The organism is Carnobacterium maltaromaticum DSM 20342 (assembly GCF_000744945.1).
Classification (GTDB): Bacteria; Bacillota; Bacilli; order Lactobacillales; family Carnobacteriaceae; genus Carnobacterium; species Carnobacterium maltaromaticum.
Window position 1 is genome coordinate 3555887 of sequence record NZ_JQMX01000001.1, and the last position, 13328, is coordinate 3569214.

The following is a 13328-nucleotide window of genomic DNA, read 5'->3' on the forward strand; positions in this document are numbered from 1 at the left end:
AAAACAATGAAATCTTCCCAATTAGTGGCTATTATCCACAGATTAGAAGCAATGCAAGAAAATACGGACAGTGAAGTTCAAGTTCGTCGATTTGAAAAAGAAGGTCAAGAACGTTGCTTAATTAGCTATGATCCTAAAGCAGAAACTTATGAATTAGAGGAAGTATCAGATCATTCAGTTTATCAATTTGATGACATTGATCTAATTGCAATTGAAATTTACGAATTGTTACAAGATTAATAATGATGGGAAGAGGCAAATGCGTCTTTCCTTTTTTTGTACAGTCAAATGCAGTTAGAATACTAAAACAAAAAACTGTTTGTTTTTTTATGAATAAAAAATGTCAGAAATTGGGCTCTTTTTTTTATATTTTTAATTTAGACTGGTGGAAAGGTAGATAATTCGGTATACTAGTTTACAATAGTTGATTAAAAACACATGAAAGTTCAATGTGTTTTATTTTATAATTACAAGTTGAAATTAAATAAGACAACAAGATTTCTGAAGCAAAATTGAAGAAATATGAAATGAAACTGTGTGAAGGAGGAGCTTAAGCGTATGAAAAAACAAATTCAAGTAGGTATATTAGGTTTTGGAACAGTAGGTAGTGGTGTGATTCGCATTTTAAAAGATCATAATGAAAAAATTGGTCAAGTAACAGGTGAAGAAATTTCGATAAAAAAGGTCTTAGTCCGAAATATTGAAAAAAATCGAGGATTAATTTCTGAAGGGATCGAATTAACGACAAATGCAGATGACATTTTAAATGATTCTGAAATTGCAGTTGTATTAGAAGTGATGGGAAGTATAGATGTTGCTAAAGAGTATATTAGTCGAGCATTAAAAGCTGGAAAACATGTTGTCACAGCCAATAAGGATTTAATTGCTTTACATGGCAAGGAATTAGTGGCTTTAGCTAAAGAAAATCAATGTGACCTTTATTATGAAGCAAGTGTTGCTGGAGGAATTCCCATTTTAAGAACAATTGTGGATAGTCTAGCTTCAGATAATATCAAAAAAGTTTTGGGTATTGTAAATGGAACAACTAATTTTATGTTGACTAAAATGACAGCTGAAAATAAATCGTATGAAGAGGTTCTAAAAGAGGCTCAAGATTTAGGTTTTGCTGAGAGCGATCCTACAAATGATGTCGATGGGATTGATGCTGCTCGTAAGATGGTTATTTTAACACGGTTAGCTTTTGGGATGCATGTTGATTTAGACCAAATCGAAACTCGAGGAATCCGTCATGTGAAATCAATTGACATTGAGACTGCTAAACAATTGGGTTATAAAATCAAGTTAATTGGTTCAGCTGAAGAGGCCAATGGCAGTGTTGTTGTTGATGTAGGGCCTGTATTGGTTCCACAAGATCATCCTCTAGCAGGGGTGCATAATGAGAATAATGCAGTAGTTGTTCAAGGAGCAGCTGTAGGTGAAACGATGTTTTATGGTCCAGGAGCAGGAGAATTGCCAACGGCAACGAGTGTCGTAAGTGATTTGATTACTGTAGCTAAAAATATTCGTTTAGGTACAACGGGAAATGTATTTAACTCTTATCAGTTAGAGACTAAATTGACTCCAGATGAAGAAGTTTATGCAAAATATTATTTAGCAATTGAAATGTTAGACAAAACGGGATTATTTTTAGAATTAACTAAGATTTTTGCAGCGAGTGATGTTGGATTTGATAAGATTATCCAAGAACCGCAAGCTAGTCAAACATCTAAAGTCGTTATTATTACCCATAAAATGAATAAGAAACAACAAAAAGAAATTTTAAAACAAGTGGAACAAGCGAAAGATATGGACTTGTTAGTTCATTTTAAAGTAATGGAAGGCTAAGTAAGTTTTTTCATACGAGCCAACTATTCGGAAAAAGATAAATTCCCAAAAAAGAAAATAGATATTTTTTGAGAATTTCCTAAAACTTTTTATTAAGAGGTGATCGATGTGTTACGGATTAAAGTTCCTGGGACAACGGCTAATTTAGGTCCTGGGTTTGATTCTTGTGGGTTAGCTTTACAACTTTACTTAACTTTAGAGGTGGGAGCGGAACAAGATAGTTGGGAAGTGGAACATCAATTAGGTTCGGGAATTCCAACCGATTCTAAAAATGTGATTGTCATGACTGCTCTATCTTTAGCCCCAGATTTAGCGCCTAGAAAATTAAAAATGACTTCTGATGTACCATCAACAAGAGGTCTAGGTAGTAGTTCGGCTGCTATAGTTGCTGGGATTGAATTAGCGAATCAATTAGCTGATTTACAATTAACTGCTGCTAAAAAAGTTGAAATAGCTACCTTGATTGAAGGTCATCCAGATAATGTTGCACCCGCTATTTTAGGTGATTTTGTAGTTGCAACAAAAATAAATCAAGATGTCTTCGCTGTTAAACATACTTTTCCTGAAACTGGGATTATCGCTTTTATTCCTCAAAAGGAATTGTTAACTAGCGAAAGCCGAACAGTCTTACCGAGTGAATTGAGTTACTCTGAAGCTGTCAAAGCCAGCTCAATTGCCAATGTAATGATTGCGTCTGTTTTAGAAGGAAATTTATTTTTAGCTGGTCAAATGATGGAACAAGATTTATGGCATGAAATTTATCGAAAAAAATTGATTCCTCATTTGGAAAAAATTCGAGAGATTAGTCAAGAAAATGGCGCTTATGGTACCTTTTTAAGTGGAGCAGGACCAACAGTTTTAGTATTGGTTCCTAAAGATAAATTAAAACTTCTCATGAGCTTGCTGAAAGAAGTAGACAATGAAGCAAAGATTGAAGCCTTTGATATTGACCGCTTTGGTGTCCAAATCAGTCATCAGTAACTAGTATGTTAGACTCAGACCATTTTAGGTCTGAGTTTTTTTCGTTGTAAGTGTCTATTTTATTAAAACTTTCTTAAGTTGTATTAATTCTCTATTGTTTATATTGTATCTTTTTTCAAATGGTAGTAGGATTAGTTAGCAAAAAGTATTGAAAAAAAGTTTTATGGAGGCAAGTCAGTATGAAAGAAAAACGAAAAAATATGACGATTATGTCACGGATACTAAATAAACGAATGGGTTTCTTTTTAGTTGCAGTTCTATTATTTTGGTTAAAAACGTACGTAGTCTATAAAACTAAATTTTCATTAGGCGTTTCAGGGAGTTTTCAGCAAGTTTTACTTTTCGTAAATCCGATTAGTTTTACATTGTTACTTTTTGGGATTTCTTTATTCTCAAATGGTCGAAAATCTTATATTGTGCTTTTAGTAACTGATTTCATTATGACACTTTGGCTGTTTGCTAATGTGGTTTACTATCGTGAGTTCTCAGATTTTATGACTATTAACATTATTAAAAGTGCGTCAGCTGTCTCAGGGAATATGGATTCAAGTTTTAAAAGCTTAGTACATATTTCGGATTTCTTTGTTTTCCTTGATTTGCTGCTATTAGCAAGTCTATTGATTTTTAAAATTGTTAAAATTGATCAAACAGTGATAAAGAAAAGAGTGGCCTTTTCAGTAACGGCTATAGCAATGGCTTTATTTGCTACAAATTTAAGTCTAGCTGAGATGGATCGTCCTCAATTATTAACTCGAACTTTTGACCGCAATTATATTATTAAATATTTAGGCTTAAATGCCTACACTGTCTATGATGGAATCAAAACGGCCCAAGCAAACGCAACTAAGGCGAACGCAGATGGCAGTCAGATGGATGAGGTCAAAGAATACATTCAATCAAAACAACTCACACCAAATGTTGATTATTTTGGAAAAGCTGCTGGAAAAAATGTATTTGTGATTCATTTAGAAAGTTTTCAACAGTTTATGATTGATTATAAATCAAATGGCGTAGAAGTTACACCTACGTTGAATGAGTTTTATCATGATTCAAACACCGTTTCTTTTGATAATTTTTTCCATCAAGTAGGGCAAGGAAAAACAAGTGATGCTGAAATGATGTTAGAAAATTCGTTATATGGTCTTTCAGAAGGTTCGGCAATGGTTTCTAATGGAACTGAAAATACTTTTCAAGCTGCACCCGCTATTTTAAACCAAAAAGGCTACACAACTGCAGCTTTTCATGGTGATGTAGCTAGTTTTTGGAATCGGGATAATACCTATAAATCGTGGGGATATAATTATTTCTTTGATTCTAGTTATTATCCAAAAGGTAAGGATTATGATTTAGGCTATGGATTGAAAGATAAAATATTTCTAAGCCAATCTGCCAAATATTTAGAGCAACTGCCACAACCTTTTTATGCGAAAATGATTACGGTAACCAATCATTATCCATATCCGTTAGATGAAGCAAATGCAACTATTCCTAAAACAACAACGGGGGATAGTACTGTTGATGGGTATGTACAAACAGCACGTTATTTAGATGAAGCAATTAAGGAATTTTTAGCATATTTAAAAGATTCAGGATTGTATGATGATAGTTTGATTTTAATGTATGGTGACCATTATGGAATCTCCAGTAATCATGGAAATGCAGTTAGTCAATTATTAGGGACCAAAGAATATACTGATTTTGATGATGCAATGTTTCAAAAAGTTCCATTTATGATCCATGCTCCAGGTTTAAAAGGGGGTATCAATCATACCTATGGTGGAGAAATTGATGTCTTGCCAACCTTACTTCATTTACTTGGAGAACAAACAACAGATTATATTCAATTTGGTAGTGATTTATTAGCTACTGATAATCAACAAATAGTACCATTTAGAAATGGCGATTTTGTTTCCAAAAATTTTACAAAAGTTCATGGTACTATTTATAACACAGCAACTGGTGAGGAAATAACTGATTTAACAGAGGAGCAAAAAGTTATTTTTGATCAAGAAAAACAACATGTAGAAAAAGAATTAGCTTTATCAGATCGAGTAATAACTGGGGATCTATTGCGTTTTTATACCCCGAAAGGTTTTAATGTCGTAGATAAAGAAAAATATAGCTATACGTTTAAAAGTGGTATAAAACAATTAGAAGAAGCTGCAAAAGAAGTGAAGAGTAAAACATTATTACAAGAACATAACAATCAGTCAACGGTTAATCTTTATCAAACGGATGCCCCTGAACTGAAATAGCATGCGCAAAAAAAGGTAGGCACTCTCAGTGCTTACCTTTTTTTATTAGACAATTAATTTTGGCAACCTGCACAAAAAAAGAAGATTAATACTGAAGATAAGTGAAAACGATTGAAAAAATAATTAATTTCGTTATACTTTAAGAAAGCGTTTTCTGAATATGGGTTTATTAAAGAAGCGGATAAGGAGGATGGGGAAAACATATGGAAATAACTGGTGAAGAAATAAAAAAATATGTTCAAAAAATAAAAAATCAAGAAGTTGATCGAGTATCTGCTTTATGCTGGCTAATCGCTAATTATCGTGTGCTATGTCTCCATGATTTATCTCTAATCGCTGCATTAATTGATCGACCTGAGATTCATTATTCGTTAGAAGTAGAAAAATATTCAACCTTTTTAAATTCATTAGACTAATTTTAAAAATAAAAAACAGACACTTTTTTTGTTATCTGTTTTATGAAAATAGGTATAATTATCCAAACACTGTATAAGATAAGTTGTTTGGATGGTTATTTTTTTGTTATTTTTTCTAAAATGACCTATTTTAATGGGAAAAATAGAAAAGAAAATTACTTGTTTTTAGCATATGATAATAGATATATATGCACTCGTGTTTACGCTAAGCATAGTTCGCGAGGTGTGATTCTTAAAAGAATTGTGAGGAGTTTTTTATGCGAAAATGGAAACGAGTTCTATTTTTTTTACTAATAATACAATTTATAAATCTGTCCATGAAATCAGTTGATGCTCAAGCTGAAAATAGTGAAACCCATAAAGTTCAAAAAGGGGAAACAGTTTGGCGGATTGCTAAGAGTTATGGAATAACTATTGCTGAATTAAAAGAATGGAATGATATGGAATCAGATACAGTTTATGCAGGCCAAATAATAAAAGTGAAAAATCCAACATTAACTGCTAAGGAACTACCTAAAACAGGTCCAGTTATTCTTGAAAATCAAATGGAGTATATAGTGCAGCCTGGTGAAACTCTTTGGCGGATTGCAACGCGTAATCAAATGACGGTAGATGAAATCAAAAGCTGGAACCAGTTATCATCAGACAAAATTAAGGATGGTCAGATATTAAAGATAAAAAAACAAGCGGGAATTCCACCTGTTGTCAAAAATAAAGTGATTGCTCTAACCTTTGATGATGGACCTAGCGCGAGTGTGACACCTAGAGTTTTAGATATCTTAAAAAAACAAGATGTAAAGGCTACTTTTTTTGTTACGGGTCAAAGTGCTAAAGCCAATCCGGAATTGATTAGACGTGAAATTTCAGAGGGACATGAGATTGGGAATCATACCTTATCTCACCCTAAATTAACATCACTCTCGATAGAGGAAGCCCAATATCAAGTTTCCGCAACAAATGAAATTATTCAAAATATCGCTAATTATCAAATTAAATTATTACGTCCGCCTTATGGATTGATTGATGATAAATTAATCGCAGTCTACCAGATGCCAATTATAGAATGGTCAGTTGATACAGAAGATTGGAAATCTAAAAATGCGGATATGATTTATCAAGAAGTTATGCGTAGTTCAACGTCGGGAGCGATTGTGCTAATGCACGACATCCATCCGACGACAGCAGATGCATTAGAAACTACAATCATTTCTTTGAAAAAACAGGGTTATAGTTTTGTCTCGATAAGTGACTTATATGGTGGAGTTTTAAGTGGTGAGAAACAATATTATCAAGCGAGTGATGTTCGTTAGTAGTTCAATTTGAAAATGCGATTTTCCAGCAAAGGAAAACCGCATTTTTTATTTTACAGTGTGCCAACTATTTTGGTACCATGGATTTCATTAACACCTAGTTCTTGTGCGATAAAATCAGCATTTTCATTTGTAATTCCGCCACCAGGTAAAATAATAATACGCTTATCAGCGTATGCAACTAGTTCTTTTAATCGAGGTAGGGTGCTCTCAATAGCCAAGTGACTAGGTCCTCCATGGGTTAGGATACGCTCAACACCTTGCTCTACTAACCAATCAATAGCAGCAAATTGTTTATCTGCTGGAATTTCATCAAAAGCCATGTGAAATGTTACTTGTAAACCACTTGCTTCATCTAATAAATCTGTAATGGCGTCTTCGTCAATCCAATTATCTGCTGTTAAACAACCGATTACAACACCATCCACGCCTAACTTTTTGGCTTCCATTAAATCTGTTTTCATAATTTTAAGCTCGGTATCATGAAAAATAAAATTTCCGCCTCGAGGTCGAATAATCGCCATGACAGGGACATGCTTTTCTCCACAATAATGAATGGTCTCTTCCATTACGCCCGTACTTACTGTTGTGCCTCCAACAGTTAAATTATCACATAATTCAACACGATTTGCTCCGCGAGACAATGCTTCTGGAATCAAGGTGAAATTTTCAACACAGACTTCTTTTAATAACAAAACAATCACTCTCCAATATAAAGATAGCTCATTATAACATAGATAAGATTTTGACTGCTGAAAAAAACAGATTTAATCTGTTATAATACGAACAGAGGAGGGAGTAAATATGAAAAAAGAATTAATCTTATACAAAAAAGTGAACTTAATCGAAAACAGACCATTGCTTCAATTGTTAAGTCGTCTCTCCTTGATTATTTTTTTGCTATTATTATTAGTTCCAGTAGGCTATATTGCGATGAATGACTCTGTTTTAAAAAATGAGTTAAGCTTTTTGGATTTCAACGCTGAAACTAGTTTGGTTAGAATTATTTTGCTTCTTAGTGAGAAATTAATCAGTATTATTTTGCTATTTTTTATTTCTCTAGTTCTTCATGAAGCGATACATGGGCTTTTTTTTAAAGTCTTTGGTGCCAAAAAAGTGACTTTTGGTTTTAAAAGAGGTATGGCCTATGCTGAAGCCTCAGGGAGTTATTTTCGAGCTTGGCAATTTAAAGTGATTGCTCTGAGCCCATTTGTAGGACTGTCTTTACTTTATTTTATTCTTGCCCAATATATTCCCATTAGTGCATTCCTGTTATTTGCTCTACATACATCGGGGTGTGTAGGTGATTTTTATTTTATCTATCTGCTTATTAAATTCAAAGAAATTGACTGGATTGAAGATACAGAAACAGGAATCAATTTATATAAAAAAAATTAGTCAATTTTTAAATACAATTGTTACATTTTGAAAAATATGGAAATAGACTATTCGTGAATAAAACTTAACAAAAGTTTAATGTAAAGAATCCGTCTTAATTGGTTGAACCGACAGCCGTTGTTAGTTATAATAAGACAAGTAAATATAAGGACACGAGAATTTATACCGAGAAATGAAGGAAAAGAGGAACCAATGTATGTGTGGATTTGTAGGGTGTATTCATGGGAGCGATTTAAATGACCATGACCTAGATTATGAAAAGAAAATTAAAGAAATGAATAAATTAATTGTTCATCGCGGACCAGATGATGAAGGTTTCTTTTTTGACGACCATATTAGTTTTGGCTTTAGACGCTTAAGTATTATTGACGTTGAAAAAGGACACCAACCTCTTTCTTATGAAAATGAACGCTATTGGATTGTTTTTAATGGTGAAGTATACAATTATATTGAACTACGTGATGAGTTAATTGCTGATGGATTGACGTTTGAAACAGACAGCGATACAGAAGTAATCATCGCGACTTATGCAAAATACAAAGAAAAAACAGCAGAACGTTTACGTGGCATGTTCGGATTTGTAATTTGGGATAAAGTTGAAAAATCGGTTTATGGGGCTAGAGACCATTTTGGAATCAAACCTTTCCATTACGCAGAAGAAGATGGAAATATCTATTTTGCTTCTGAGAAAAAATCAATTTATGAAATTTTGAAAAAGAAAGAAATCAATCCAGTTGCTTTGCAAAATTATTTAACATTCCAATTTGTACCAGATCCTGAAACATTAACAGAAAATATTCACCGTTTACCACCAGGTCATTATTTTACAAAACCATTAAATGGGGAAATGGAAATTACACGCTATTGGGAAGCTACTTTTGCTCCAATTCAAAAATCAGAGGATGAATTTGCTAAGGCAATTAAAGATGTCCTGTATGATTCAGTTGAAAAACATATGCGTAGTGATGTGACGGTAGGTTCCTTTTTATCTGGTGGTGTTGACTCATCAATTATCGTTGCAATTGCTAGAGAATTCAATCCTAAAATTAAAACTATTTCAGTTGGATTTGAACGTGAAGGCTACAGTGAAATTGATGTGGCTAAAGAAACGGCTGATCGTTTAAATGTTGAAAATATTAGCGAGATTATTACCGCACAACAATTTATGGATGAGTTTCCACGATTTGTTTGGCATATGGATGACCCACTAGCCGATCCGGCAGCTGTACCACAATTTTTCTTAGCCGAGATTGCTCGTAAACATGTTAAAGTTGCACTTTCTGGTGAAGGTGCAGATGAAGTTTTTGGTGGTTATACGATTTATAATGAGCCAAATTCATTAAAACGCATTGATAGTTTACCAAGTGGATTGAAAAAAGGGTTAAATCAATTAGCTAAAATTATGCCAGAAGGAATGCGTGGTAAAAGTTTTATCCAACGTGGAACAACTCCGATGGAACAACGATATGTCGGAAATGCTAAAATTTTTGAAGAGGCTGAAAAGAAAAAATTAATGGTAAATTATTTAGCTGGTCATCCTTACCAAAATGTTACCAAACCTTTTTATGATCGTTCAAAAGGCTATGATCCAATCGATCGGATGCAGTATATTGATATTCATACTTGGCTAAATGGTGATTTACTATTAAATGCAGATCGAACAACAATGGCGGCTTCACTAGAACTACGCACACCATTTTTAGATAAGGAAGTCTTTAAAGTGGCTCGCGAATTGCCTTCGGATATTCGAATTGCAAATGGAACAACTAAATATATTTTACGTAAAGCGGCTGAAAGTTTTGTGCCAGATAATGTTTTATATCGTAAAAAACTAGGTTTCCCAGTTCCGATTCGCCACTGGTTAAAAGATGAGATGAATAGTTGGGTGAAAGGCATTATTGCTGACTCTCAAACAGATCATTTAATCAATAAAAGTTACGTTCTAGGACTTTTAGAAGATCACTGTGCTGGAAAACTTGATAATTCACGTAAAATTTGGACAGTAATCACATTTATGGTGTGGCATAAGTTATATGTTGAGACAGGTGAGCAATTTTTAGTTTTACCAAATAGCAAAGCTGTGATTCAATAGACTGATAAATTTGATGAGAAGTACTTAAGTATACCTACTTAAAGTACTTCTTTTAAATAGAAGGATGGTTCCTAAACATGAAAATTTTAGTACAAAAATTTGGTGGTACATCAGTAAAAGATGATGAAAGCCGAGCAGCAGCAGAGAAACATATTGTTCAAGCCGTTAAAGACGGATATAAAGTAATTGTAGTCGTATCTGCAATTGGGCGTTTAGGCGATCCATATGCTACTGATTCTTTGTTGTCGTTAATTGATGGTGATGAAACTCAATTAGATTTACGTGAAAAAGATTTACTTTTATCTGTGGGAGAAACAATTTCGGCAACAGTCTTTACAAATCAGCTGAAAAAAAATGGTTTGCCTGCCGCGGCTTTAACTGGGCAAGATGCTGGGATTATTACAAATGATGATTTCAGTAACGCCAAAGTTTTGAGAGTTGAAACAGAACCTATTTTTGAATTTTTCAAAAAAGTAGATGTTGTGGTTGTAACTGGTTTTCAGGGTGTTACAGAAACGGGCCATATAACTACGATAGGTCGTGGTGGAAGTGACACTACAGCTGCATTGTTAGGTAAAGCTTTTAAAGCTGAGCGCATTGATATTTTCACAGATGTATCAGGGATGATGACAGCTGATCCTCGGTTAGTAGAACAAGCAAAGTTTTTAGAGGTTGTAAGTTATCAAGAAGTCAGTAATATGGCTCATGAAGGAGCAAAGGTTATTCATCCACGAGCAGTTGAATTGGCAATGCAAGCTACAATCCCATTGCGAATTCGTTCCACTTATTTGCCTGTTACAGATCTTGGAACCTTGGTAACTCACTCAGAGTTGCAGGTAGGTCATTATCGTTTGGTGACAGGAATTGCTCATGTATCTAATCTAGTTCAATTTACTATTGAAACTACGAAACAATCGCCAGAAACTATTTTTAGTTTGTTAGCAAATGCAGGTATAAGTGTTGATTTCATTAATATTTTTCCACATCAAGTGGTATTTACATTAGTGAAACATGAAGCTGAGTTGGCAAAAATTATTTTCAGTGAAAACAACATAGCTATTTCTACATTGGAAGATTGTGCGAAAGTAGCTGTTGTTGGTGCGGGGATTACAGGCGTACCAGGTGTTACAGCTAAAATAGTAACTTCATTAGCGGCAGAAGATATAGCTATATTACAATCAGCAGATAGTTATACTACAATTTGGATTTTAGTATCTGGTGAAAACTTACAAAACGCTGTTTGTACATTACATGATGTCTTTTTATAAAAGTTCTCCATCTCTAATTTAGTGTTTTAGAGATGGTATTTTTTGTTTTAGCCTATAGACGGATGAAAAGTTACTGCTTTAGATGTAGGACAGCAGTAATCCACTATGTTACTATAGGTATATAAAGTTAATGAAAAGGGGAGAGCGACATGAGACAAACAAATTCAATTTGGATATATATATTAGCAGCAGTCGGGTTTATTATGGTATTTGGTTTTCTTGCAGCAGCATTTAGTGCGATTCTATTTTTAATTATTAAAATTTTAGTACCAATCGCTTTAGTCGTTTGGTTGATTAATTTTATTAGTCGTCAAGTGAATGATCGAAATCGTCGTTAATTTAATGGAAAAGGAAAGTGGGATTAGAGAGGCCAGTGCCTTTTTAATCTTTTTTTCTACAAGGTCTAAATAGCTAAGCGAGTTTTTTTATCAGGCTAGCTCTTATGAGCCAACTCTTCGAGAAAAAGATGAAATTTCGACGTGACAAAAAATGTCATATCAAATTCCCCTATTTTCTTGTCGGAGCTGAACGGGCTCAACGATCTTTTTTTCAGATAAATTCAGAATAAATTTAAAAAATAGATGAATAATGGTATACTTATTGATGGGTTTAAGCATGATTATTTTTAAGAAACAGCTTTTCAAATAAGATAGCTGATGGATATGGGAGGTAATAGGAATGGACAAGAAAGAATTGCAATTATTAAAAAATTTAACAGATGCAAAAGGTGTACCTGGTAATGAAGGACAAGTGCGTGATGTTTTTGTAAAATATGCTGAAAAGAACGCAGATAAAGTTTTTTATGACGGTTTAGGTAGTGTGATTGCCAAACAAGTTGGAGACAAAGAAGGTCCTAAAGTTTTATTTGCAGGTCATTTAGATGAAGTTGGTTTTATGGTTACTGGAATTACAGAAGAAGGTTTTCTTAAATTCCAAACATTAGGTGGCTGGTGGTCGCAAGTCATGTTAGCTCAACAAGTTGAGATTACGACTGGAAAAAACAAAGTCATACATGGTGTAATTGGCTGTAAACCACCTCATGTATTGACAGTAGAAGTTCGCAATAAAGCGTACGATATCCAAGATATGTTTATTGATATTGGTGCAACATCTAAGGATGAAGCGATGGAGTGGGGAGTTAAACCTGGTGATATGGTGACTCCATATATTGAATTTAAACGATTAAACGATTCAAAATTCCTTTTAGCTAAGGCTTGGGATAATAGAATCGGTTTAGCTGTAACTTTAAGAGTCTTAGAAAATCTAAAAGCTAGCGGACACCCAAATATTGCTTTTGGAGCAGGTAATGTTCAAGAAGAAGTTGGATTACGTGGTGCTAAAACAGCAACTTATTTGGTAGATCCAGATATTGCTTTTGCTTTAGATACAGGGACAGCTGGAGATACACCAGGTATGACAGCTAAAGAAGCAGATTCAAAACTAGGTCAAGGTCCACAAATTATTATCTATGATGCATCTATGGTGGCTCATAAAGAACTTCGTGATTTTGTCGTTTCTGTTGCGGAAGAGTTAGACATTCCATTCCAGTATACTGTTATTGCTAGAGGCGGAACAGATGCAGGAAGTCAACATGTTACGAGAAATGGAATGCCAGCATTAGCTATTACAGTTGCGACGCGCTATTTACATTCCCATACTTCAGTGATTCATGAAGATGACTATTTAAATACAGTGAAGTTAGTAACAGAAGTTGTCAAACGTTTGGATCGTAAGACAGTTGAAAAAATTAAATTTGGTTAAAA

At 33.9% G+C, this 13328-nt stretch carries 12 protein-coding genes; 11 read left to right on the top strand and 1 reads right to left on the bottom strand.

Features of this window, described 5'->3' with window-relative positions; genetic code table 11:
- Nucleotides 1-6: 6 nt before the first annotated feature.
- From BR77_RS16660 to BR77_RS16685, 6 genes are all read left to right on the top strand, one after another.
- Complete coding sequence (locus BR77_RS16660; RefSeq protein ID WP_010050689.1) at nt 7-240, top strand: YkuJ family protein; 234 nt, start codon at nt 7-9, stop codon at nt 238-240.
- A 318-nt stretch (nt 241-558) separates the two neighbouring features.
- Complete coding sequence (locus BR77_RS16665) at nt 559-1845, top strand: homoserine dehydrogenase (protein WP_015076961.1); 1287 nt, start codon at nt 559-561, stop codon at nt 1843-1845.
- A gap of 108 nt (nt 1846-1953) precedes the next feature.
- A complete protein-coding gene (gene thrB, locus BR77_RS16670) occupies nt 1954-2826 on the top strand; it encodes a homoserine kinase (RefSeq protein WP_015076960.1) in 873 nt (290 codons plus the stop codon).
- Between the two features lie 179 nt (nt 2827-3005).
- Nucleotides 3006-5081: an LTA synthase family protein gene (locus tag BR77_RS16675; RefSeq protein ID WP_015076957.1), complete on the top strand. Its 2076-nt coding sequence runs from the start codon at nt 3006-3008 to the stop codon at nt 5079-5081.
- A gap of 203 nt (nt 5082-5284) precedes the next feature.
- The gene (locus BR77_RS16680; RefSeq protein WP_010050696.1) at nt 5285-5497 is read left to right on the top strand and encodes a hypothetical protein; all 213 of its coding nucleotides are present in this window, start codon (nt 5285-5287) and stop codon (nt 5495-5497) included.
- Between the two features lie 317 nt (nt 5498-5814).
- Nucleotides 5815-6807, top strand: a complete 993-nt coding sequence (locus tag BR77_RS16685) for a polysaccharide deacetylase family protein (protein WP_015076956.1) — start codon at nt 5815-5817, stop codon at nt 6805-6807.
- A gap of 53 nt (nt 6808-6860) precedes the next feature.
- Here the strand turns inward: BR77_RS16685 and BR77_RS16690 are convergent, their stop codons facing one another.
- Nucleotides 6861-7502: a copper homeostasis protein CutC gene (locus BR77_RS16690; RefSeq protein WP_015076955.1), complete on the bottom strand. Its 642-nt coding sequence runs from the start codon at nt 7500-7502 to the stop codon at nt 6861-6863.
- A gap of 109 nt (nt 7503-7611) precedes the next feature.
- Here BR77_RS16690 and BR77_RS16695 point away from each other — a divergent pair, with 109 nt between their 5' ends.
- The 5 genes from BR77_RS16695 (at nt 7612) to BR77_RS16715 (ending at nt 13326) form a co-directional block, all read left to right on the top strand.
- Nucleotides 7612-8205, top strand: coding sequence for a DUF3267 domain-containing protein (locus BR77_RS16695; RefSeq protein WP_010050700.1), 594 nt, complete (start codon nt 7612-7614; stop codon nt 8203-8205).
- Between the two features lie 196 nt (nt 8206-8401).
- Entirely contained in the window at nt 8402-10297 is a 1896-nt protein-coding gene (asnB, locus tag BR77_RS16700; protein ID WP_010050702.1) for an asparagine synthase (glutamine-hydrolyzing), read from the top strand.
- Nucleotides 10298-10374: 77 nt separating this feature from the next.
- On the top strand, nt 10375-11565 hold the full coding sequence (gene dapG / locus BR77_RS16705) for an aspartate kinase (RefSeq protein ID WP_015076952.1): 1191 nt from the start codon (nt 10375-10377) through the stop codon (nt 11563-11565).
- A gap of 149 nt (nt 11566-11714) precedes the next feature.
- Nucleotides 11715-11903 carry a hypothetical protein gene (locus tag BR77_RS16710; protein ID WP_010050704.1) on the top strand — a complete coding sequence of 63 codons (189 nt, stop codon included), beginning with the start codon at nt 11715-11717 and terminating at the stop codon, nt 11901-11903.
- Between the two features lie 340 nt (nt 11904-12243).
- Complete coding sequence (locus tag BR77_RS16715; RefSeq protein WP_015076951.1) at nt 12244-13326, top strand: M42 family metallopeptidase; 1083 nt, start codon at nt 12244-12246, stop codon at nt 13324-13326.
- The last annotated feature ends 2 nt before the right edge of the window (nt 13327-13328 follow it).